Raw genomic sequence first — 21,900 nt, forward strand, 5'->3', positions numbered from 1 at the left:
TTTGGTGTCGCGCGGTGGTACCGTTTTGGTATGGCTATGAACCTGCGTCTCCGTGACGACCAGACGGAAGCTCTCAAGCTGCGCGCCGACGAAGAGGGTGTCAGCATGCACGCGATACTGCTGCGGGCCGTGGACGACTATCTGGCGCGGACCGCGCACCAGGCGCTGGTGCGCAAGGCCGCCAAGGAGCAGACCGCCAAGTGGGCCGAACTGCTGGAGCGGCTGAAGTGACGTACGTCTACCTTCAGGCCGAGGACGTCCTGGCCATCGCCGAGGACGCCGTCGACGACCAGGTTGTCGTCGTGCGTGATGCGGGTTTGCTGGAGTCCGCCGTGCATCGCCCTTCGGCCTCCATGCTCGGACAGGAGGCATACGCCGACCTGTTCGACAAGGCTGCGGCACTCCTGCAGTCCCTGGTCATCAACCACCCCTTCGTCGACGGGAACAAGCGCACGGCCTGGGTGTCCTGCGTCGTTTTCCTGGCCATGAACGAGGTGCAGCTGCGCCCCGACATCGACGCGGCCGAGCGCCTGGTCATCGCCGTGGCGACCGGCAGCATGGATGAGGTCAAGGCCGTCTCCGAAGCACTGAGGGACTTGGCTGAGCAGGGCGATGTGACCTGAGTCCCATCCCGGGCGGTCTCGGCCCCGTACCGGCGTCGACAGCTCCGGGCCATCGGTAGGGTGGCCCGGTCGTCATGCGCCGATGCGCCGTACCCGAGCTACCCCCGACGGAGATCGTGACTACCACCGCCGGCACCGCGTCCCACTCGCACCACCTGTCCCCGGCCTTCCCCGGACGTGCCCCCTGGGGTACCGCCGGGAAGCTGCGCGCCTGGCAGCAGGGGGCGATGGAGAAGTACATCCAGACGCAGCCCCGGGACTTCCTGGCGGTCGCCACGCCCGGCGCCGGCAAGACGACGTTCGCGCTGACGCTGGCGTCCTGGCTGCTGCACCACCACGTCGTGCAGCAGGTGACCGTCGTCGCGCCCACCGAGCACCTGAAGAAGCAGTGGGCCGAGGCCGCCGCGCGGATAGGCATCAAGCTCGACCCGGAGTACAGCGCGGGACCGCTCGGCAGGGAGTACGACGGCGTCGCCGTCACGTACGCCGGTGTCGGCGTGCGCCCCATGCTGCACCGCAACCGCGTCGAGCAGCGCAAGACCCTCGTCATCCTCGACGAGATCCACCACGCCGGCGACTCCAAGTCCTGGGGCGAGGCCTGCCTGGAGGCGTTCGAGCCGGCCACGCGGCGGCTCGCGCTCACCGGTACGCCGTTCCGCTCCGACACCAACCCCATCCCCTTCGTGGTGTACGAGGAGGGCGACGACGGGATCCGGCGGTCGTCCGCCGACTACACGTACGGGTACGGCTCCGCCCTCGCCGACGGTGTCGTGCGGCCCGTCATCTTCATGTCGTACAGCGGCAACATGCGCTGGCGCACCAAGGCCGGCGACGAGATCGAGGCCCGCCTCGGCGAACCCATGACCAAGGACGCCGTCAGCCAGGCCTGGCGCACCGCGCTGGACCCGCGCGGTGAGTGGATGCCGGCCGTGCTGCGCGCCGCCGACCAGCGCCTCACCGAGGTCCGCAAGGCCATCCCGGACGCCGGCGCCCTCGTCATCGCCGCCGACCAGGACTCCGCGCGGGCGTACGCCAAGCTGATCCGCGAGATCACCGGCAGCAAGGCCACCGTCGTCCTGTCCGACGACACCGGCGCGTCGAAGAACATCGACACGTTCAGCGCCGGCACCGACCGCTGGATGGTCGCCGTCCGCATGGTGTCCGAGGGCGTCGACGTCCCCCGCCTCGCGGTCGGCGTGTACGCCACCACCATCTCCACCCCGCTGTTCTTCGCCCAGGCCGTCGGCCGTTTCGTACGGTCCCGGCGGCGCGGTGAGACGGCGTCCGTGTTCCTGCCGACCATCCCGGACCTGCTCGGCTTCGCCAATGAGATGGAGCGCGAACGCGACCACGTCCTCGACAAGCCCAAGAAGGAGGGCGAGGAGGACCCGTACGCCGAGTCCGAGAAGGAGATGGAGGAGGCGAACCGGGAGCAGGACGAGGACACCGGCGAGCAGGACATGCTGCCCTTCGAGGCGCTGGAGTCCGACGCCGTCTTCGACCGGGTGATGTACAACGGCGCCGAGTTCGGCATGCAGGCCCACCCCGGCAGCGAGGAGGAGCAGGACTACCTCGGCATCCCCGGCCTCCTCGAACCCGACCAGGTGCAGCTGCTGCTCCAGAAGCGGCAGGCCCGGCAGATCGCGCACAGCCGCAAGAAGCCGGACAGCGAGGCCGACCTGATCGAACTGCCCGCCGAGCGGCGGCCCGTGGTCTCCCACAAGGAGATGATGGAACTGCGCAAGAAGCTCAACGGGCTCGTCGGCGCGTACGTCCACCAGAGCGGCAAGCCGCACGGCGTCATCCACACCGAGCTGCGCCGGGTCTGCGGCGGCCCGCCCTCGGCCGAGGCCACGGCGGGACAGCTGCGCCAGCGGATCGAAAAGGTGCAGGAGTGGGCCACGCGCATGCGGTGACGCTGTGTGCGCGTATGAGGACAAACGGAACGATTTCCCTGTGAGAGTGCCCGGATTCTGGACGGAGCCTTCCGCTGACCGAACCGGCTCGCTACTGTCCCGCTACGCACACGCCCCGTGGCAGCGCCGCCGCGGAGCGCAGCCGTGAAGCGACTGTGCCCGGGCCAAGGCCGGGCCGCCGGCCGATCGGCGGCCTCTCAGGCGCGTGACCGACGGGACTCGGTGACGCATCTGCCGCGAGGGGGCCGCCGACCTCACCACTAAGGAGTGGGCGTCGTGACCGCGGAGACCTCTCAGACGCTCGACAGGGGACTGCGTGTCCTCAAGCTGCTGGCCGATACGGACCACGGGCTGACCGTCACCGAGCTTTCCCAGAAACTGGGCGTGAACCGGACCGTCGTGTACCGGTTGCTCGCCACACTGGAGCAGCACGCTCTCGTACGCCGTGATCTGGGCGGACGGGCCCGGGTCGGGCTGGGTGTGCTGAGGCTGGGCCGGCAGGTGCACCCGCTGGTGCGGGAGGCGGCGATGCCGGCGCTGCGGTCGCTGGCGGAGGACATCGGGGCGACCGCGCACCTGACGTTGGTGGACGGGTCGGAGGCGTTGGCGGTGGCCGTGGTGGAGCCGTCGTGGACGGACTACCACGTGGCGTACCGGGCGGGGTTCCGGCATTCGCTGGAGCGAGGGGCCGCGGGGAAGGCGATCCTGTCGGCCCGGCAGCAGCGGGCGGACGACCCCGGGTACACGCTGACGCACGGGGAGCTGGAGGCGGGCGCGTGCGGGGCGGCCGCGCCGCTGCTCGGGGTGACCGGGGTCGAGGGCAGCGTGGGCGTGGTCATGCTGGCGGAGGCCGTCCCGGAACGGGTCGGCACGAGGGTGATGGACGCGGCCCGCGAGGTGGCGGAGGCACTGCGCTGACGCCTGCGCGGCTGTGGGCGGGGGCGTGCCTCACCGGTGCCTCACCGGTGCCTGCCGGGAGGAGATCGCGCGGCCCGGCGCTCACGGGTGCTGTCCGCGCCCACCCGTGCCGCCCTGCGGCACGACTGCCCGCGGCACGACTGCCCGCGGGACGACTGTTCGCGGGACGGGTGTCCGCGGGACGACTGTTCGCGGGACGGGTGTCCGCGGGACGACTGCCCGCGGGACGACTGCCCCTGCGGGGGGACTGCCCGTAGCGGAGGCACGTTAGATTGACTCCGTGTTCTCCCGCCTCACGCGTCCCCAAGCCCTCGCCGTCCTGGCCGCCCCCGTCGTGGCCCTGCTGGCCACAGCCGTGTTCGCACCGCTCCCCTTCTCCGTGGCGCAGCCCGGCATGACCGCGGACGTGCTCGGCGAGAACAAGGGCACCCCGGTCATCACGATCACCGGCGCGCCGGTCCGCGAGACCAGCGGGCAGTTGCGGATGACGACCATCGAGGCGACCTCCCCGGACACCCGCGTCGACCTCCCGGACGTGATCGACGGCTGGTTCGGCACGGACCGGGCGGTCATGCCCCGGGACTCCGTCTACCCCAGCGGGGACACCGTCAAGGAGATCGAGCGGTACAACCGGAAGCAGATGAAGGAGTCCCAGGACGAGGCCACCCGCGCCGCCCTGAACCACCTGGGCCGCGAGGACGACGGCATCGAGGTCGGCCTGAAGCTCGCCGACGTCGGCGGCCCCAGCGCAGGACTGCTCTTCTCCCTCGGCATCGTCGACAAGCTGGACGGCGACGGCAGTGGCGGCGACCTCACCGGCGGCCGGGTCGTCGCCGGTACGGGCACGATCGACGCGGACGGCACCGTCGGCGCGGTCGGCGGCGTACCTCTGAAGACGCAGGCGGCCGAGCGGGACGGCGCCACCGTCTTCCTGGTGCCGAAGGCCGAGTGCTCCGACGCGCAGGCCGAACTCCCCGAGGGCCTGCGCCTCGTCCCGGTCACCACCCTCAAGGGCGCCGTGGAGGCGCTGGTCAACCTGGAGAAGGGCACGGGCAGGGTCCCGAGCTGCTAGGTCCTGTCGTCACATTCCCGCCTGCCCGGTTCCCGGTCGCGCGCGGTCATCGGTGCTCACGGGCCGGCGCCCGGTGAGACCGGCCAGGTGCAGTTCGAGGGCGGCTCAGGAGGGTTCACGCCCGGGACCATGCGACAGGTCGCCACGGACGTGAGTGCCGTCCTCCTCGACGGCATCGGGCACTACGCGGCCGTCGAGGCACCCGACCGCCTCGCGGACGCCCTCCTCGCCTTCCACGGGAAGACCGACCGTCACGCATGGCCCCGCGCGCTCCACCGACGGAACCGACGGGGACGCACCGCCCGGCCGGTACGGCGACGCCGGCCGGGGGCCGGTCAGCCCTCCTCGACGAATCCCTCCTCCACCATCCAGTCCAGCGCCACCGCGTGCGGGTCCTCCCCGTCGACGTCCACCCTCGCGTTGAGGTCCTGCGCCACGGTGTTGTCGAGCTTCGCCGTCACCGGGGCGAGGACCTCCGCGATGGCCGGCCACTTCTCGAAGGTGTCGGAGTTGACCGTCGGCGCCGCGTTGTAGTTGGGGAAGAACTTCCTGTCGTCCTCCATCACCACCAGGTTCATGGACTTGATGCGCCCGTCGGTGGTGAAGACCTCGCCGTACGTGCAGGCGCCCTCGGCCGTCTGGGTGTAGATGATCCCGGTGTCCATCTGCGTGACGTCGCGCGCCGGGATGTTCATGCCGTACGCCTTCTCCATGCCCGGCAGTCCGTCCGCGCGGTTGGCGAACTCGCCCTCCACGCACAGCGTCACCGCACCCGGATCGGACTTCGCCAGCTCCGCCACCTCGGAGAGGGTCCGGGTGCGGTACTTCTCGTAGTTCGCCTGGTTCATGGCGAGGGCGTAGGTGTTGTTCAGCTCCGACGGCTCCAGCCAGGTCACCCCGTTCCCCGCGTCCGCGTCCCGCACCGCCTCCCACTGCTCACGCGGATCCGGGATCGGCCTGCTGTTGCCCTGGTACGTGATCCACGCCGTGCCCGTGTACTCGAACCCGGCGTCCGCCTCGCCGCCCACGACCGCCTCCCGGGAGCCGACGGAGCCCTGGATACCGGTCCGGTCGACGACCTCCGCGCCGGCCGCCTGGAAGGCGATGCCCATGATCGCGCCGAGGATCAGCTGCTCGGTGAACTCCTTCGACGTGACGGTGAGTTCCGCGCCCTCCAGCGGCTTCCCCCTGCCGATCGAGCCCGGCTCCACGTCGTCGACCATGGGGGAGCCGCTGGTCAGCCCGCAGCCGGCGGGCGCCGCCAGCAGCGCCCCGGCCAGGAGCAGACACGTACGCCGTCTCATGGGCCCGCCTCCAGACCGCGCGGCCGCAGCAGCAGCTCCGCCAGGGAGGCCAGCCAGTCCACCAGCAGCGCGAGGACGACGGTGAGGACCGAGCCCACCACCAGCACCGGCATCCGCTGGCTGGTGATCCCGGTGGTGATCAGTACGCCCAGCCCTCCGCCCCCGCCGAAGGTCGCCAGCGTCGCCGTGCCGACGTTCAGGACCAGCGCCGTCCGCACACCCGCCAGGATGAGGGGGACGGCCAGCGGCAGCTCCACCCGCGTGAGCACGCCCAGCGGGGACATGCCGATGCCGCGCGCCGCCTCCAGCAGCGTCGGGTCGTTGGCCTTCAGACCGGCGATGGTGTTGGACAGCACCGGCAGCACGGCGTAGGCGATGATGCCGATGAGGGCGGCCCTGCGGCCGATGCCCAGCCAGATCACCAGCAGCGCCAGCAGACCGATCGCCGGGGTGGCCTGGCCCGTGTTGGCCAGCGCCATCGCCGCCGGGCCGGCCCTGCGGAACATACGGCGGGTCAGCAGGACGCCCAGCGGGATCGCGATGACCAGCACGAAGAACGTCGAGATCACGGTGAGCCCGATGTGCTGCCACAGCGCCTTGGACACCTGCCCGTTCGACAGCGCGTTGCGGGTGAGCGCGTCGAGGTCCGCCTGCTCGAACCACAGCCAGGTCGCGAGCAGTACGGCGATCAGCACCGCCGGCAGGAACGTCAGCTTCCGCCAGGTCACCCGGGGCGGTTTCGCGGCCGGGGGCGGGGGAGCGGCCCCCGCCTCGTCCGGCGGCCCGCCGCCCTCGTCCCGGAAGACGTGGCCCCGCACCTCGTGCTCGCCCTCGGGCCGCCGCCCGGAGGAGCCGGAAGTGGAGGTGCTCACGTCTTCGCCTCCCCGCCGAAGCCTCCGAAGCCCTCCTGCTCGGCGTGCGTCTGCGCGGCCCGCTGCTCCTCGAGCTCGTGCTGGGCGTCCATCGCCTCCAGCCGGTCCGCCTCCAGCAGTTCGTGCACGGAGTTCATCAGCGTCTCCACGTCCACGACCCCCTCGTACGCGCCGCGCCGCCCGGTGACCGCGACCCGCCCCGTGTTGTCGGTGAGCACGGCCTCCAGCGCGTCCCGCAGCGTCGCGTCCCGGGTCACCGTGTCGTGCACCAGCGTGCCCGCGCGGGCCAGCGACCCCTTGGCGAGCGTCATGTCGCCGCGCCTGAGCCACTTGTAGGGGCGGCCCCGCTTGTCGAGCAGCAGGATCTCGTTGAAGCCGCTGGAGCGGAGCCGGTCGAAGACGTGCTGGAGCGGGTCGTCGACGCTCACCGTCGGATAGTCGGTGATCTCCACGTCCCGCACCCGGGTGAGGTTGAGCCGCTTCAGCGCGGCCCCGGCGCCGACGAAGCCCGACACGAAGTCGTCGGCGGGGTGGGTGAGGATCGCCTCCGGGGTGTCGAACTGGGCGATGTGGGAACGTTCGCGCAGCACCGCGATCCGGTCGCCGATCTTGATCGCCTCGTCGAAGTCGTGGGTGACGAAGACGATCGTCTTGTGCAGCTCCCGCTGGAGCCGGATCAGCTCGTCCTGGAGGTGGTCCCGGGTGATCGGGTCGACCGCGCCGAACGGCTCGTCCATCAGCAGCACCGGCGGGTCCGCCGCCAGGGCCCGCGCCACCCCCACCCGCTGCTGCTGGCCGCCGGAGAGCTGGCGCGGATAGCGGCCGTGGAACTCGCCGGGGTCGAGGCCGACCAGGTCCAGCATCTCCTCCACCCGCGCCCGCACCCGGGACATGGGCCAGCGCAGCATCCTCGGCACCAGCGCGATGTTCTGCGCCACCGTCATGTGCGGGAACAGCCCGCTCGCCTGGATCGCGTACCCGATCTTGCGGCGCAGCCGCACCGGGTCCATGTCGGTGACGTCCTCGCCGCCGATGCGGATCCGGCCGGCCGTCGGCTCGATCAGCCGGTTGATCATCTTCAGGAGGGTGGACTTCCCGCAGCCCGACGGGCCGACGAGAATCACCGTCTCGCCCTCCCTGATGTCCATGGTGACGTTGTCGACGGCAGGCAGCGCACCGCCCGGGTAGCGCTTGGTCAGACCCTCCAGCTCGATGGTCGCCCCGACCGACCCGGACTCCGTCCCGGGTGTCCCGGCGTCAGGCACGGATCGATCAGGCACGGATCCCCCTGGGAATGGTCAGCCGCCCGATCAACACGTACGCGGCGTCGAACAGCAGGGCCAAGGCGATGATCCCGAGGGTGCCCGCGAGCACCTGGTTCAGCGCGTTCCTGCTGCCCAGCGAGGCGATCCCGCGGAAGATCAGGTTGCCGAGGCCGGGACCGGAGGCGTACGCGGCGATGGCGGCGATGCCCATCAGCATCTGCGTGGAGACCCGGATCCCGGTCAGGATCGGCGGCCAGGCCAGCGGCAGCTCCACCCGCGCCAGCCGCACCACGCGCGACATGCCGATGCCCTTGGCCGCGTCCACCAGCGACGGGTCGACCCCGCGCAGCCCCACGATCGCGTTCCGCACGATCGGCAGCAGCCCGTACAGCGTCAGCGCGATCACCGTCGGCGGCACCCCGAGCCCCACGACCGGGATCAGCAGACCGATCATGGCCAGCGCCGGAATGGTCAGCAGGGTGGCGGTGGCGGTCGTGGCCAGGTTGCCCGCCCACTCGCTGCGATAGGTGACCACCCCGATCAGCACACCGAGCAGGGTCGCCACCACCATGCACTGGAAGACGACACTGGCGTGCTGGTAGGCGTCGGTGAGCAGCTGCTGATGGCGGCTGCCCAGGTACTCCCAGAAGTCCACGTCCGCTCACCCCAGCTCGGCCAGGTCGGTTCACTCGCCGAGCGCGGCCTGCTCCACCAGCGGGATGATCCGCAGCGGAACGGGGTTCTCCATGACGATCGCCGTGGAGGCCCGGACGATGCCATCAAAACCGACGACGCGGTCGATCACCCGCTGGAGATCGGCGTTGGAGCGCGCCACGAGGCGGCACAGCATGTCCCCGGTGCCGGTGGTGGTGTGCAGCTCCAGCACCTCCGGCACGGTCGCCAAGTGGGCCCGTACGTCGGCTCCTTGGCCCTGCCGGATCTGCAGCGTGGCGAACGCCGTGACCGGGTAGCCGAGGGCCGCCGGATCCACCTCGGGGCCGAATCCGCGGATGACTCCGTTCGACTGAAGCCGGTCCAGGCGGGCCTGCGCGGTGCCGCGCGCCACCCCGAGCCGCCGGGACATCTCCAGCACCCCGATCCGCGGCTCCCGCGCCAGCAGCAGGATGATCCGTCCGTCCAGATGATCGATCGCCATACCGGCCTCCCCGGTGGTCATCCTGTGCAGAAAGCCCGACGGTACGGGCGTACGGCTGGACACATTGCCCAGCGAACGGTCGAACTATTGCGCACCTTGCAGGGCTGCACCACCCTGCCCCTATGACGCAGACCACACACCACGCTCCCGACACCGCCCGGCAGGCCGACCCCTTCCCGGTCAAGGGAATGGACGCGGTCGTCTTCGCCGTGGGCAACGCCAAGCAGGCGGCGCACTACTACTCCACCGCCTTCGGCATGAAGCTGGTCGCCTACTCCGGACCGGAGAACGGCAGCCGCGAGACCGCCGCCTACGTCCTTCAGAGCGGCTCCGCCCGCTTCGTCCTCACCTCGGTGATCAAGCAGTCCACCGAGTGGGGCGCCTTCCTCGCCGACCACGTGGCCGCGCACGGCGACGGCGTCGTCGACCTCGCCATCGAGGTCCCGGACGCGCGCGCCGCGTACGCCTACGCCGTCGAGCACGGCGCGCGCTCGGTCGCCGAGCCGTACGAGCTGAAGGACGAGCACGGCACCGTCGTCCTGGCCGCGATCGCCACGTACGGGAAGACCCGCCACACGCTGGTCGAGCGCTCCGGCTACGACGGCCCCTACCTGCCCGGGTACGTCGCCGCCGACCCGATCGTCGAGCCGCCGGCCCAGCGCTCCTTCCAGGCGATCGACCACTGCGTCGGCAACGTCGAGCTCGGCCGGATGAACGAGTGGGTGGAGTTCTACAACAAGGTCATGGGCTTCACGAACATGAAGGAGTTCGTGGGCGACGACATCGCCACCGAGTACAGCGCGCTGATGTCGAAGGTGGTCGCCGACGGCACGCTCAAGGTCAAGTTCCCGATCAACGAGCCCGCCATCGCCAAGAAGAAGTCCCAGATCGACGAGTACCTGGAGTTCTACGGCGGCGCCGGCGTCCAGCACATCGCGCTGAACACCAACGACATCGTGCAGACGGTCCGCCAGATGCGCGCGTCCGGGGTCCGGTTCCTGGACACCCCCGACTCGTACTACGACACCCTCGGCGAGTGGGCCGGCGAGACGCGGGTGCCGGTCGAGACGCTGCGCGAGCTGAAGATCCTCGTCGACCGCGACGAGGACGGCTACCTGCTGCAGATCTTCACCAAGCCGGTCCAGGACCGCCCGACGGTCTTCTTCGAACTCATCGAACGCCACGGCTCCATGGGCTTCGGCAAGGGCAACTTCAAGGCCCTCTTCGAGGCGATCGAGCGCGAGCAGGAGAAGCGCGGCAACCTGTAGCCGCACAGCCGCGGGCAGTCGTGCCGCCCTGCGGCACCACTGCCCGCGGAGGGCTTCAGGACGGCTCAGGTCCCGCCTGGACGGAAGGCTCACCCAGGCGGGCCAAGGCCGTCTTCGCCCGCGGCACCCGCAGCGGTGAAAACCACGGGTTGATCTGAAGGGCTTCCTTCAGGTGCCGCCGAGCGGACCCGTACCGCTCCAGCGACCGCTCGATCATCCCCCGGTGGAACACGTACAGCGCACTGCGCACCCCACCACCCTGCGTCCCCTCGGTCGCCCGTACGGCGAAGGGCAACGCCTCCTCGTGCCGACCGGCCCGATGCAACGCCCACCCCAACGCGTCCGCCACCGCGGTCGAAGGCTGCCGCTCCCACTCCGCCCGAAGCCGCCGCACGGCGCCCTCCGCGTCCCCGTGATCCGCCTCGAACCGCCCCAGCACCAACGACTCGTCACCCCCGTACCCGGCGGCCAGCCGGACCCGCTCCCGCAGCACCCCGTACTGCACCCCCGCCGCCCGCTTCAGCCCCAGCGACTCGTACAGCTCCCCCAGCTCCAGCGCGTACTCCGGCCGAGGCTGCTTCGCCAGCGCCACCCGGTACGCGCTCAGCGCCTCCGTCATCCGCCCCAGCGCCGCCAGCGCCCTGCCCTGCCCGGCCTGCGCCGCCCGCTGATCGGGGTCGATCCGCACCGCCTCCCGGAAGTGCCGCAGCGCGTCCTGGCGGTCGCCGCGCTCCCAGGCGAGCTGTCCGGCCCGCTCCAGATACGCCGCCCGCTCGGCCGGCTCCCCGGCGGCCGACACCGCGTCCGCCAGCTTGGCCGCCGCGTCCTCCCGCCAGCCCCGGTCCCGGTACACGGCCGCCGCCCGCGCCATCACGGCGGGACCGGAGCGCAGGTCCTTCAGCCTCTCCAGCAGCTTCCCCGCCTCCTCGTCGTCGCCGAGCCCGGCGGACGCCTCGATCAGCAGCGGATACGTCGTCCACCGCTCCGGCTCCAGCTTCCGCGCCGCCTCACCCCACTTCCGCGCCCCGGTGAAGTCCCGCCGCGCGTTCGCCAGCGCGGCCAGCCCCCGCAGCGCCGGGGCGTTCCCCCTCGCCCGCACCTTCAGCGAGGTGCGCAGCGCCTTCTCGGCCCGCGGCCAGTACGCCGGGTCCGCCAGCCGCAGCCCCAGCTCCACCCGGGCCGCCCCGAGCACCGCCCAGGCCTCCGCGTCCCCCGGACGCCCGCGCACCCGCCGCTCGCGCTCCTCGACCAGCGTCCGCAGGTCGGGCAGCGCGGCCGGCACCCCGCTGGTGACCGCCGCGAGCGCCCGCGCCCCCGGATCCGGCGCAGGTGGCGCCCGGTGCCCCCAGGGCAGCAGCACCAGCACCCCGCCCAGCACCGCGCACCCGGCGACCGAGGTGAGCAGCGCCCGGCGGCGGACCCGCCGGGGCCCGTGGGGCTTGTCGTCCGTGGTGCACACCGTCATGGCGCACACTGTGCGCCACACCCCACGTCCATACGATGATCACACCCCGAGGTGACGCGGCTGCCGTACGCGGGGTTCACACCGATGGCCCCCGGTGTCACGCTGTGATCATGAGCCGTACCGAAGCGCGACGCGATGAAGACACGGCGGCGGCCGGCCCCCTCGTCGACCGGCTGCTCGGCGGCCTGCCCCCGGAGGCCGTCCTCACCGACCCCGACGTCACGGCCTCCTACGCCCACGACATGGCGAGCTTCTGCCCGGCCGGCAGCCCCGCGGTGGTGGTCCTGCCGCGCACGGTCGAGCAGGTCCAGCACGTCATGCGCACCGCCACCGAGCTGCGCGTCCCCGTCGTCCCGCAAGGCGCCCGCACCGGCCTGTCCGGCGCCGCCAACGCCACCGACGGCTGCATCGTGCTCTCCCTGACGAAGATGGACCGCATCCTGGAGATCAGCCCGGTCGACCGGATCGCCGTCGTCGAACCCGGCGTCGTCAACGCCGTCCTCTCCCGCGCGGTCGGCGAACACGGCCTGTACTACCCTCCCGACCCCTCCAGCTGGGAGACGTGCACCATCGGCGGCAACATCGGCACCGCGTCGGGCGGCCTGTGCTGCGTGAAGTACGGGGTGACGGCCGAGTACGTCCTCGGTCTCGACGTCGTCCTGCCCGACGGCCGGCTGATGTCCACCGGCCGCCGCACCGCCAAGGGCGTCGCCGGATACGACCTGACCCGCCTGTTCGTCGGCTCCGAGGGCTCCCTCGGCATCGTCGTCCGCGCGGTCCTCGCCCTGCGGCCGAAGCCGCCCGAGCCGCTGGTGCTGGCCGCCGAGTTCTCCTCCTCCGCCGCCGCCTGCGACGCCGTGTGCCGCGTCATGGCCGGCGGGCACGTCCCCTCCCTCCTCGAACTGATGGACCGTACGACGGTCAGGGCCGTCAACGACATGGCCCGCATGGGCCTCCCGGAGTCCACCGAGGCCCTGCTGCTCGCCGCCTTCGACACCACCGACCCGGCCGCCGACCTCGCCGCCGTCGGCGCGCTGTGCGAGGCCGCCGGCGCCACCCAGGTCGTACCGGCCGAGGACGCCGCCGAGTCCGAACTGCTGCTCCAGGCACGCCGGTCGTCCCTGGTGGCCCTCGAAGCGGTCAAGGGCACGACGATGATCGACGACGTGTGCGTGCCCCGCTCCAGGCTCGGCGAGCTCATCGACGGCGTCGAGCGGATCGCCGGGAAGCACCGGCTCACCATCGGCGTCGTCGCCCACGCCGGCGACGGCAACACCCACCCGACGGTCTGCTTCGACGCCTCCGACCCCGGGGAGTCGCGGCGGGCCCGCGAGTCCTTCGACGAGATCATGGCGCTCGGCCTGGAACTCGGCGGCACCATCACCGGCGAACACGGGGTCGGCGTGCTGAAGAAGGAGTGGCTGGCGCGCGAGATCGGCCCCGTGGGACTGGAGATGCAACGGGCCGTCAAGCAGGTCTTCGACCCGCTGGGCATTCTCAACCCGGGCAAGCTCTTGTGAACGAGAAGGTGCCCGAAAGGGGTGGGGTCCGGCCGGACGGGCGGTCAGGTCCCCGCCCGTCTGATAGATGTGGTTCCCCCCGACCCACCCCATCGAGCAGATACGGGACGACGGAATGAGTGCCCCAACCCCGGCCCCCGGCGACGACAGGCCCCGCGAAGGGTACTACCCGGACCCGTCCATTCCTGGATATGTCCGGTACTGGAACGGTGCCTCCTGGGTACCGGGCACGAGCCGTCCGGCACCCAAGGAGGGCGAGTCGCTCGCACCCCCGCCCGGCGCGGGCCCGGCGCGGCCCTCCGTCGAGGAGACCGGACCGCACTTCTTCGACGAGGACCCGGTGGGGGAGCCGTCCCCGGCCGGTTCCCAGCACGGCAGCCGGCCCGAGCCCGCCTCGGCGTGGGGCGCCGACCGCTCCCACCAGACCGGCTTCGGCGGCGACCAGGACCGCAAGGTGTCCTGGGGCGCCGACCCGAGGGTGCCGCACACGGCCCCGCCGTCCGCACCCTCCGTGCCGGGGACCGGGTCCGCGGACGCCCCGGACGAGCAGGCCGCGGCCGGTTCGGGCAACACCTTCGTGTTCCGCAGGCCGGCGTCGACGCCGAAGCCGCGGCAGGAGGCAGGGACCTCCGACGGAGAACTCGCGGACGAGGGCACGATGACCTTCCGCGCCGTCACCCCGCGCACGGGACAGGGCCCCACAGGGCAGCAGGCGGGCTCCGCCGCCTCCGGGCGGCCCGGGTTCGGTGCCGGGAAGGCGGCGGCCGCCCGTGCCGCCGCTGCCGCCACGGCGCCGTCCGGACCCCAGCAGGCCGCCGCCCCGACCGCGTCCCCGCAGACCGCGGGCGCGGCGGGGACGGGACACGCGGCGGGCGCGGTACCCCCGCCGGCCGCTGCCGCCTCCGCGCCCCTGACGAGCGGTGCCGGCGGGGGCCAGTCCTCCTGGGCGCAGCAGGTGCACCGGCTGGCCGGCGGCGAGGAGCCGCCCGTCGCGCCCTGGAAGCCGCCGGTCGAGGACGTGTTCCAGGCCGCCGCCCGGCGCCAGGCCGCGGCCCGCCCCGCCGCGCTCGGCAGGCGGCTGGCCGCCCGGCTGCTGGACACCGTCGTCCTCGGCGCCGTCACCGCGGTGGCCGCCGTGCCGCTCGGCATCAAGGCCATGGACCACATCGAGGCGAAGATCGACGCGGCCAGGCTGTCCGGCGAGACCGTCACCGTCTGGCTGCTCGACGGCACCACCTCCGTGCACCTGGGCATCGTCCTGGCCGTCCTCCTCCTCGCCGGTGTCCTCCTCGAGGTGCTGCCGACCGTCAAGTGGGGCCGCACCCTGGGCAAGAAGCTGCTGGGCATCGAGGTGCGGGACATCGAGGGGCACGAGGCGCCGGCCTTCGGCGCGGCCCTGCGCCGCTGGCTCGTCTACAGCGTCCCCGGGCTGCTCGTCGTCGGTGTCGTCGGCGTCCTGTGGTGCCTGTTCGACAAGCCCTGGCGCCAGTGCTGGCACGACAAGGCCGCGCACACGTTCGTCGCCGCCGGCTGAGTCCGCGTCACCCGTATCCCCGCTACTCCGGACGGACGCTCGCCGGATGCGGGGCCGGAGGGTTCGCGATCGACTCGGGGGCATGACCACCGAACCGCCCCCCGGCTCCGGTCGGCAGCCGCCGGACGACGACCCGTTCAAGAAGCACCCCCCGCCGGGCGGCCCCGGCACCCCGGGGCCGGGCTCCCCGTACGACACCCCCGGCGGCACGCCCCCGCCACCCGGAGGCGGCGGGCCCTACGGCGGTGGCCCCTACGGCGGTGGCGGCGGCGGTCCCTACGGAGGGCCCCCCGGCTCCTCCGATCCCCTCGCCGGCATGCCCCCGCTCGCCGACAGCGGCAGGCGCACGCTCGCCCGCATCATCGACATGATCCTCGTCGGCATCGTCGTCTGGCTGCTCACCTGGCCGTTCGGCGTCAGCGAGTACAACGTCGACGGCGACGAGATCAACGTCGGCAACTCCTTCGCGCAGTCCGTCATCGCCGCGGCCCTCTACATCGCCTACGACACCTTCATGACCGCCCGAGGCGGCCGGACCCTGGGCAAGAAGTGGCTGCACATGCGGGTGGCCGACCTCGCCGACGGCTCGAACCCCTCCGTGCAGACCGCGCTGATCCGCGCCCTCGTGCTGTGGCTGCCGTTCGCGTTCTGCTGTGCCTGCGTGTGGACCGTGATCGCGGGCGGCTGGAGCTTCTTCGACCGGCCCTACAAGCAGGGCCTGCACGACAAGGCGGCCAAGACCGTGGTGGTCAGCACCAGGTGAGGTCAGGAGGCCGCGCGCTCCCGCACCGGCTCACGGGCCGGAGCGGCGACGGTGGCCCGTACCGGCTGTACCGGCTCCGGGGGCGCGGGCCGTCCCACCGCGGCGGGCCGTCCCACCGCGGCGGGCCGCCGGGGCCCGGCGAGCGGGACCGTCATGGCCACCAGCAGTCCGAGGGCGAGCGCCGAGACGGCGACGACCGCGATGCCCACGCCCGAACTCGCTCCGGACAACAGCAGCATGGCGAACGTCGAGAAGATCACGGTGCACGAACCGTAAGCGAGCTGAGCGACAGTCGGACGGGGCATGGCCATCGTGTCCTCGGGAGTCGGGGGGCTGTCCGCCTGGCTTTCCACCGTTTCGGGGCGGTTCCGCCAAACGACTCTAACCGCGAGCGTGCCCGAGGGGAACGGACAGTAAGCGTGACCTGACCGACAGGGCCGGTGCACAGGGGGCGCACGGATTCATGGCGTCCATCACGTGGACGGTTGTGCGCGCCCGCAGGGTTTCGCACGGATGTGTCCGGTAAGCGAACGTCGGCTCCGCATAGTGCCATTGATCTGTTCAAGTCAAGGTCTGTTTTTTCTGGCGAACCTCTAGTCAAATGTCGTCACTTGACTACACGCGTTGATCACGTGCGTGCGGGACCTTCCACAGACGGAACCTCCTTCGGCCGTACGCACGCACGCGGGAGGGGATCTCAAGTGATCAGTAGACCCTGGACGTTCAGAGCGGCCGCGACGGGCGTGGCCCTCGCGGCGGTCACCGCCACCTGCTCTGCGTTCACCGTGGCCCAGGCCGACCCGGCTGACAAGGCCGACCGTCCCGGCGCCGTGGACCGGCACGACCCGGCGGAGCACAACCACGTCGAGCACGACCTCGCGGGCCCGCTGACCAAGACGCAGGAGGCCCAGCGCGAGGAGGCCCTCAACCAGGTCATGTCCGGCAAGGCATCGGTCAAGGACCGTGAGGGTTCAAAGGTCGTCCAGCTCAAGAGCAAGAAGGGCGACAGCAAGTACGTAGAGCTCGGCCGCGAGAAGACCGACAAGATCTTCACGATCCTGGTCGAGTTCGGCGACAAGGTCGACAGCCGCTACGGCGGCGACGCCGGCCCGCTGCACAACCGGATAGCCGAGCCGGACCGCAAGGTGGACAACTCCACGGCCTGGCAGGAGGACTACGACCAGCAGCACTTCGAGGACCTGTACTTCGGGTCCGGCAAGGGCGTCGACTCGGTCAAGACCTACTACGAGAAGCAGTCCTCCGGCCGCTACTCGGTCGAGGGCGAGGTCTCCGACTGGGTCAAGGTCCCGTACAACGAGGCCCGTTACGGCAACAACGCCTGCGGCGACACCAACTGCCCCAGCGTGTGGAACGTCGTCAGCGACGGCCTGAACGCCTGGGTCGCCCAGCAGAAGGCGGCCGGCCGCACCGACGCCCAGATCAAGGCGGACGCGGCCCGGTTCGACGAGTGGGACCGCTACGACTTCGACGGCGACGGCGACTTCAACGAGCCCGACGGCTACATCGACCACTTCCAGGTCGTGCACGCCGGTGAGGACGAGTCCGCCGGCGGCGGCGCCCAGGGCGAGGACGCGATCTGGGCCCACCGCTGGTACGCCTTCGGCACCGACGCCGGCGCCACCGGCCCCGAGCAGAACAGGCTCGGCGGCGCGCAGATCGGCGACACCGGCATCTGGGTCGGCGACTACACCGTCCAGCCGGAGAACGGCGGACTCGGCGTCTACGCCCACGAGTACGGCCACGACCTCGGTCTGCCGGACCACTACGACACCGCGGGCGGCGAGAACTCCACCGGCTTCTGGACGCTGATGTCCTCCGGCTCCTGGCTCGGCACCGGGAAGAAGGAGATCGGCGACCTGCCCGGCGACATGACCGCCTGGGACAAGCTCCAGCTCGGCTGGCTGAACTACGACACGGCCAAGGCCGGCGTCAACTCCTGGCACAAGCTGGGCGTCGCCGAGTACAACACCAAGAACAAGCAGGCGCTGGTCGTCACGCTGCCGAAGAAGGCCGTGACCACCGAGATCGTCCCGCCGGCCGAGGGCAGCACCCAGTGGTGGAGCGGCAGCGGTGACAACCTCAAGAACACGCTGAGCCGTTCGGTCGACCTGACCGGCAAGTCGTCCGCCGCCCTCACCTTCGACGGCTGGTACGACATCGAGGCCAACTACGACTACCTCTACACCGAGGTGTCCACCGACGGCGGCGCCAACTGGACCGCCGTCGACGGCACGGTCGACGGCCGGCCGATTCCGCGCGACGGCAGCGACAAGCCCGCCCTGCACGGCACGCTCGACGGCTACGAGAAGTTCGCGTACTCCCTCGACGCCTACGCCGGCCAGAAGATCGACCTGCGCTTCCGCTACCAGTCCGACGGCGGCGTGGCCCTCAAGGGCTTCACGGCCGACCGGATCACGGTGACGGCGGACGGCACGCCGGTCTTCTCCGACAACGCCGAGAGCGCGGACGCCGCCTGGACGGCGAACGGCTTCACCCGCCAGGGCGCGTCCTTCACCAAGGACTACGCGCAGTACTACATCGCCGAGAACCGCCAGTACGTGTCGTACGACAAGACCCTCGAGGTCGGCCCGTACAACTTCGGCTACACGTCCCGCCCGGACTGGGTCGAGCACTACGCGTACCAGACCGGCCTGCTGATCTGGAAGTGGGACACCTCCCAGGCGGACAACAACACCAGCCAGCACCCGGGCACCGGCCTGGTCCTCCCGGTCGACTCGCACCCGACCGCGCTGAAGTGGTCCGACGGCACGCTGATGCGCAACCGCATCCAGACCTACGACGCGCCGTTCAGCAAGTACCGCACCGACGGCATGACGCTGCACAAGGCGGACGTGGCGACCTGGATCCCGTCGTCGAAGGGTGTGCCGGTCTTCAACGACCGCACCAGCACCTACTACGACGAGTCGAACCCGACCGCCGGCGTCAAGGTCACTGACACCAACACGAAGATCAAGATCCTCAAGGAGGCCAGGGACGGCTCGACGATCGAGCTCGAGGTCGGCCCTGCGGGCAGGTAAATAGCATCTTCGCAGGTCAGAGCATGATCGGCGGTGACCCCCTGGCGGGTCACCGCCGATCCGTGTTTAGGTGCCTCCTGTGGCTCTCTTATTGACACCAGTGGACACGGGGGTATGACCGCATGGCCGCAGGAGGTTTCTGCAAGCTGCCGAACGGCACGGTGGTGGTGGCGCTGAACCTGCCCAGCCCCGCCGCCGGCGCACCCGCCGGAGTCCGCGTCCTCGTCCACGCCCAGAACCGCGCACGAGCCCTGACCAGGCTCCGCAACCTGGGCCTGCGAGCGATCTACCTACGGGGAAACGCCGCCCCGCCCACCCCCGACGAGATCACCGCGGTCCTCCACCACCCGGACGGCCTCATATGGCGCACGGCCCCCACGGTCGACGCCCTGACCCTGGAACTCTGGCACCCCATAAGAGCCCTCCTCGGACACCCGGCCACCCCCGCGTAGCGGCGGGCACCCGTGCCGCAGGGCGGCACGGGTGGGCGACGGGGGTCCCCCCGCTCGAGCGCGGCCGAGAGCGGGGGAGGCACCGGCCCGGCGCCGCGAGCCGGCCCGCCCCGGCACAGGGCTACTGCACGACCGGCTTCCCGGACAGCTTCACCCCCGCCGTGCGCAGCTCCTCCAGCGCACGCTCAGTGGTCTCCGCCGCCACCCCGGCCGTGAGATCGAGCAGCACCCGCGTGCGGAACCCCTCCCGCGCCGCGTCCAGCGCGGTGGCCCGCACACAGTGATCCGTGGCGATCCCCACCACGTCCACCTCGTCGACCTCCCGCTCCCGCAACCACTCCGCCAGCGGCGTCCCGTTCTCGTCGGCCCCCTCGAACCCGCTGTAGGCCGCCGCGTACGCCCCCTTGTCGAACACGGCGTCGACCGCGCCCGACGTCACCGCGGGGGCGAAGTTCGGATGGAACCCGACCCCCTCCGTCCCGGCGACACAGTGCGCGGGCCAGGACCGGACGTAGTCGGGGTTGTCGGCGAAATGCCCGCCGGGCGCGATGTGGTGGTCCCGGGTGGCCACCACATGCCGGTAACCGGCGGGGGCCTGCCCGATCAGCTCGGTGACGGCGGCAGCCACATCCGCACCGCCGGCCACGGCGAGGCTGCCCCCCTCGCAGAAGTCGTTCTGCACATCGACGACGATCAGTGCGCGGCGCATGGTCGGTGTCCTTCGGCTATGGGGTCGGGTGGGGGCGGCCCGGCCGGGGTGAACCTCCGAGCCTATGGAATGACGGGCGGCGCGGACAGGGGCGTGGCAGGGCGGTCGGGAGCCCCCGCCCGCGTACCGGAAGCCCCGCCCCGCGCACGGGGGGCACGTTTTCAGCTACCCGACGGCCCGTGCGCGTACTCCGTCGGAAGGACGGGTTCCCCCCGGGAGAGCTGGGTCGCGGACAGCGGCAGGCCCGCGCGGGCCGCCGCGTGCCGGTCGCGCACCACGTCCAGCGGCTCACGGGCGATCACCGCGCCGCCCTCGACCAGAGGCACGAGCAGCTGCCGTTCGGCCAGCCCGTCCGGCACCGCCCCGGTGCCGACCACCTCGGCCTCGGCGACGCCGTACTCGTCCAGCCGCCGCGCGGCCCACTTGCGGCCGCCGACGGAGGTCTTGCCGCCGGTGGACTTCTTCGCCACCGGCACCAGCGGCGCCTTCGGGTCGGCGGACTGCGCGCGGGCGACCAGCTTGTAGACCATGGAGGCCGTCGGATGCCCGGAGCCGGTCACCAGCTGGGTGCCCACCCCGTACGCGTCCACGGGCGCCGCCGCCAGCGAGGCGATGGCGTACTCGTCCAGGTCCGAGGTCACGATGATCTTCGTACCGGTGGCGCCCAGCTCGTCCAGCTGCTGCCGCACCCGGTGCGCCACCAGCAGCAGGTCACCGGAGTCGATCCGTACGGCGCCCAGCTCCGGCCCGGCGACCTCCACGGCCGTACGGACCGCCTCGGCCACGTCATAGGTGTCCACCAGCAGCGTCGTACCACCGCCGAGGGAGTCCACCTGGGCCCGGAAGGCGTCCCGCTCGCTGTCGTGGAGCAGGGTGAAGGCGTGGGCGGAGGTGCCCACGGTGGGGATGTTGTAGCGGAAGCCGGCCGCCAGGTCGGAGGTGGAGGCGAAGCCGCCGACGTACGCGGCCCGGGAGGCGGCCACCGCGGCCAGCTCGTGGGTGCGCCGGGCGCCCATCTCGATCAGCGGCCGCCCGCCGGCGGCGGACGACATCCGGGAGGCCGCGGCGGCGATCGCCGAGTCGTGGTTGAGGATCGACAGGATCACCGTCTCCAGGAGCACGCACTCCGCGAAGCTGCCCTCGACCCGCATGACCGGCGAGCCCGGGAAGTACACCTCGCCCTCGGGATAGCCCCAGATGTCGCCGGAGAAGCGGTAGCCGGCCAGCCAGTCCAGGGTCTCCTCGTCGACGATGTCCTTCTCGCGCAGGAACCCCAGGACGCCGGGGTCGAAGCGGAAGTTCTCCACCGCGTCCAGCACCCGCCCGGTGCCGGCCACCACGCCGTAGCGGCGGCCGTCGGGCAGCCGCCGGGTGAAGACCTCGAACACGCTGCGCCGCCCGGCCGTGCCGGCCTTCAGCGCGGCCCGCAGCATCGTCAGCTCGTACTGGTCAGTGAAGAGCGCCGTCGAGGGGACATCCACCGGCAGCCCAAGGTCCGCTGTGTTCATGGCAGGGATGCTACCCCCATTTCGTCAGTTTGACGATTTTGGTTCGCGTGCCGGATCCGCACGCCGGAACAGTGGGCCGGTTTGTGCGACCACCCCCCTGCGGTGGCAGCATGGGCTGTGTGACGTCACCCGCACCCCTGGAGATCGAACGCACCGAATCGGCGGAGGAGGTCTTCGCCGTACCCGAGCCCGACGTCCCGTGGGTCACCATCGTCCACAACGACCCGGTCAACCTCATGAGCTATGTGACGTACGTCTTTCAGTCGTACTTCGGCTACAGCAAGGACAAGGCCACCAAGCTCATGCTCGACGTCCACCACAAGGGCCGCGCGGTCGTCTCCAGCGGTACCCGCGAGGAGATGGAACGCGACGTCCAGGCCATGCACGGCTACGGACTGTGGGCCACCCTCCAGCACGACCGGAAGTGACCGATCCGGACATGACCGAACCGGACAGGACCCGCCCCCGCCCCCACCCGCAGGACCGGAAGCAGCGA

At 71.6% G+C, this 21,900-nt stretch carries 21 protein-coding genes; 12 read left to right on the forward strand and 9 right to left on the reverse strand.

All coding sequences use genetic code 11. The features are described 5' to 3' along the window. Positions 1-30: 30 nt before the first annotated feature. From ACFXAE_RS14185 to ACFXAE_RS14205, 5 genes are all read left to right on the forward strand, one after another. Positions 31-231: a CopG family transcriptional regulator gene (locus tag ACFXAE_RS14185; RefSeq protein WP_384713122.1), complete on the forward strand. Its 201-nt coding sequence runs from the start codon at positions 31-33 to the stop codon at positions 229-231. Then, positions 228-623: a type II toxin-antitoxin system death-on-curing family toxin gene (locus tag ACFXAE_RS14190; RefSeq protein WP_384713125.1), complete on the forward strand. Its 396-nt coding sequence runs from the start codon at positions 228-230 to the stop codon at positions 621-623. The genes ACFXAE_RS14185 and ACFXAE_RS14190 overlap by 4 nt, the downstream gene beginning before the upstream one ends. 74 nt (positions 624-697) lie before the next feature. Further along, positions 698-2,539, forward strand: a complete 1,842-nt coding sequence (locus tag ACFXAE_RS14195; RefSeq protein ID WP_384713128.1) for a DEAD/DEAH box helicase — start codon at positions 698-700, stop codon at positions 2,537-2,539. Positions 2,540-2,815: 276 nt separating this feature from the next. Then, complete coding sequence (locus tag ACFXAE_RS14200; protein WP_384713131.1) at positions 2,816-3,457, forward strand: IclR family transcriptional regulator; 642 nt, start codon at positions 2,816-2,818, stop codon at positions 3,455-3,457. A 280-nt stretch (positions 3,458-3,737) separates the two neighbouring features. Beyond that, positions 3,738-4,529, forward strand: a complete 792-nt coding sequence (locus ACFXAE_RS14205; RefSeq protein ID WP_384713134.1) for a S16 family serine protease — start codon at positions 3,738-3,740, stop codon at positions 4,527-4,529. A 335-nt stretch (positions 4,530-4,864) separates the two neighbouring features. On the opposite strand, the gene ACFXAE_RS14210 is transcribed toward ACFXAE_RS14205, so the two are convergent. Genes ACFXAE_RS14210 through ACFXAE_RS14230 form a run of 5 tightly spaced genes read right to left on the reverse strand, consistent with a single transcriptional unit; the run spans position 4,865 to position 9,126 of the window. Next, positions 4,865-5,833, reverse strand: coding sequence for a glycine betaine ABC transporter substrate-binding protein (locus ACFXAE_RS14210; RefSeq protein WP_384713137.1), 969 nt, complete (start codon positions 5,831-5,833; stop codon positions 4,865-4,867). Then, positions 5,830-6,705, reverse strand: a complete 876-nt coding sequence (locus tag ACFXAE_RS14215; protein WP_384713140.1) for an ABC transporter permease — start codon at positions 6,703-6,705, stop codon at positions 5,830-5,832. The genes ACFXAE_RS14210 and ACFXAE_RS14215 overlap by 4 nt, the downstream gene beginning before the upstream one ends. Further along, positions 6,702-7,970: an ABC transporter ATP-binding protein gene (locus ACFXAE_RS14220; protein ID WP_384713143.1), complete on the reverse strand. Its 1,269-nt coding sequence runs from the start codon at positions 7,968-7,970 to the stop codon at positions 6,702-6,704. Before ACFXAE_RS14220 ends, ACFXAE_RS14215 begins: the two co-directional genes overlap by 4 nt. Before the next feature lie 7 nt (positions 7,971-7,977). Next, complete coding sequence (locus ACFXAE_RS14225) at positions 7,978-8,625, reverse strand: ABC transporter permease (RefSeq protein WP_384713146.1); 648 nt, start codon at positions 8,623-8,625, stop codon at positions 7,978-7,980. A gap of 30 nt (positions 8,626-8,655) precedes the next feature. Further along, entirely contained in the window at positions 8,656-9,126 is a 471-nt protein-coding gene (locus ACFXAE_RS14230; protein WP_384713149.1) for an Lrp/AsnC family transcriptional regulator, read from the reverse strand. Positions 9,127-9,248: 122 nt separating this feature from the next. Between ACFXAE_RS14230 and hppD the strand changes: the two genes are divergently transcribed. Further along, complete coding sequence (gene hppD / locus ACFXAE_RS14235) at positions 9,249-10,394, forward strand: 4-hydroxyphenylpyruvate dioxygenase (protein ID WP_384713152.1); 1,146 nt, start codon at positions 9,249-9,251, stop codon at positions 10,392-10,394. A gap of 55 nt (positions 10,395-10,449) precedes the next feature. Here the strand turns inward: hppD and ACFXAE_RS14240 are convergent, their stop codons facing one another. Next, positions 10,450-11,859, reverse strand: coding sequence for a tetratricopeptide repeat protein (locus ACFXAE_RS14240; RefSeq protein ID WP_384713155.1), 1,410 nt, complete (start codon positions 11,857-11,859; stop codon positions 10,450-10,452). Between the two features lie 104 nt (positions 11,860-11,963). Between ACFXAE_RS14240 and ACFXAE_RS14245 the strand changes: the two genes are divergently transcribed. The 3 genes from ACFXAE_RS14245 (at position 11,964) to ACFXAE_RS14255 (ending at position 15,676) form a co-directional block, all read left to right on the forward strand. Next, entirely contained in the window at positions 11,964-13,379 is a 1,416-nt protein-coding gene (locus ACFXAE_RS14245; RefSeq protein WP_384713158.1) for an FAD-binding oxidoreductase, read from the forward strand. Between the two features lie 115 nt (positions 13,380-13,494). Further along, positions 13,495-14,913: an RDD family protein gene (locus tag ACFXAE_RS14250; RefSeq protein WP_384713161.1), complete on the forward strand. Its 1,419-nt coding sequence runs from the start codon at positions 13,495-13,497 to the stop codon at positions 14,911-14,913. 82 nt (positions 14,914-14,995) lie between these two features. Next, positions 14,996-15,676, forward strand: a complete 681-nt coding sequence (locus ACFXAE_RS14255; RefSeq protein ID WP_384713164.1) for an RDD family protein — start codon at positions 14,996-14,998, stop codon at positions 15,674-15,676. Positions 15,677-15,678: 2 nt separating this feature from the next. On the opposite strand, the gene ACFXAE_RS14260 is transcribed toward ACFXAE_RS14255, so the two are convergent. Further along, positions 15,679-15,987 carry a hypothetical protein gene (locus tag ACFXAE_RS14260; RefSeq protein ID WP_384713168.1) on the reverse strand — a complete coding sequence of 103 codons (309 nt, stop codon included), beginning with the start codon at positions 15,985-15,987 and terminating at the stop codon, positions 15,679-15,681. Positions 15,988-16,377: 390 nt separating this feature from the next. Between ACFXAE_RS14260 and ACFXAE_RS14265 the strand changes: the two genes are divergently transcribed. Next, positions 16,378-18,735 carry an immune inhibitor A domain-containing protein gene (locus tag ACFXAE_RS14265; protein WP_384713171.1) on the forward strand — a complete coding sequence of 786 codons (2,358 nt, stop codon included), beginning with the start codon at positions 16,378-16,380 and terminating at the stop codon, positions 18,733-18,735. Positions 18,736-18,857: 122 nt separating this feature from the next. Continuing rightward, positions 18,858-19,187, forward strand: coding sequence for a hypothetical protein (locus ACFXAE_RS14270; RefSeq protein WP_384713174.1), 330 nt, complete (start codon positions 18,858-18,860; stop codon positions 19,185-19,187). Positions 19,188-19,308: 121 nt separating this feature from the next. Here ACFXAE_RS14270 and ACFXAE_RS14275 read toward each other — a convergent pair whose 3' ends face one another. Further along, complete coding sequence (locus ACFXAE_RS14275; protein ID WP_384713177.1) at positions 19,309-19,896, reverse strand: nicotinamidase; 588 nt, start codon at positions 19,894-19,896, stop codon at positions 19,309-19,311. 161 nt (positions 19,897-20,057) lie between these two features. Next, complete coding sequence (locus ACFXAE_RS14280; protein ID WP_384713180.1) at positions 20,058-21,404, reverse strand: nicotinate phosphoribosyltransferase; 1,347 nt, start codon at positions 21,402-21,404, stop codon at positions 20,058-20,060. A gap of 110 nt (positions 21,405-21,514) precedes the next feature. Here ACFXAE_RS14280 and clpS point away from each other — a divergent pair, with 110 nt between their 5' ends. Then, entirely contained in the window at positions 21,515-21,832 is a 318-nt protein-coding gene (clpS, locus tag ACFXAE_RS14285; RefSeq protein ID WP_190164178.1) for an ATP-dependent Clp protease adapter ClpS, read from the forward strand. The last annotated feature ends 68 nt before the right edge of the window (positions 21,833-21,900 follow it).

Source organism: Streptomyces sp. NPDC059454, from assembly GCF_042749965.1.
Classification (GTDB): Bacteria; Actinomycetota; Actinomycetes; order Streptomycetales; family Streptomycetaceae; genus Streptomyces.

Excerpts from the sequence above, each read along its gene's own strand:
- ACFXAE_RS14185 (WP_384713122.1), top strand. The coding sequence starts at position 31 with ATGGCTATGAACCTGCGTCTCCGTGACGACCAGACGGAAGCTCTCAAG.
- ACFXAE_RS14195 (WP_384713128.1), top strand. The coding sequence starts at position 698 with ATGCGCCGATGCGCCGTACCCGAGCTACCCCCGACGGAGATCGTGACT.
- ACFXAE_RS14210 (WP_384713137.1), bottom strand. The coding sequence starts at position 5,833 with ATGAGACGGCGTACGTGTCTGCTCCTGGCCGGGGCGCTGCTGGCGGCG.
- ACFXAE_RS14230 (WP_384713149.1), bottom strand. The coding sequence starts at position 9,126 with ATGGCGATCGATCATCTGGACGGACGGATCATCCTGCTGCTGGCGCGG.
- hppD (WP_384713152.1), top strand. The coding sequence starts at position 9,249 with ATGACGCAGACCACACACCACGCTCCCGACACCGCCCGGCAGGCCGAC.
- ACFXAE_RS14240 (WP_384713155.1), bottom strand. The coding sequence starts at position 11,859 with ATGACGGTGTGCACCACGGACGACAAGCCCCACGGGCCCCGGCGGGTC.
- ACFXAE_RS14250 (WP_384713161.1), top strand. The coding sequence starts at position 13,495 with ATGAGTGCCCCAACCCCGGCCCCCGGCGACGACAGGCCCCGCGAAGGG.
- ACFXAE_RS14255 (WP_384713164.1), top strand. The coding sequence starts at position 14,996 with ATGACCACCGAACCGCCCCCCGGCTCCGGTCGGCAGCCGCCGGACGAC.
- ACFXAE_RS14260 (WP_384713168.1), bottom strand. The coding sequence starts at position 15,987 with ATGGCCATGCCCCGTCCGACTGTCGCTCAGCTCGCTTACGGTTCGTGC.
- ACFXAE_RS14270 (WP_384713174.1), top strand. The coding sequence starts at position 18,858 with ATGGCCGCAGGAGGTTTCTGCAAGCTGCCGAACGGCACGGTGGTGGTG.
- ACFXAE_RS14275 (WP_384713177.1), bottom strand. The coding sequence starts at position 19,896 with ATGCGCCGCGCACTGATCGTCGTCGATGTGCAGAACGACTTCTGCGAG.
- ACFXAE_RS14280 (WP_384713180.1), bottom strand. The coding sequence starts at position 21,404 with ATGAACACAGCGGACCTTGGGCTGCCGGTGGATGTCCCCTCGACGGCG.
- clpS (WP_190164178.1), top strand. The coding sequence starts at position 21,515 with ATGGGCTGTGTGACGTCACCCGCACCCCTGGAGATCGAACGCACCGAA.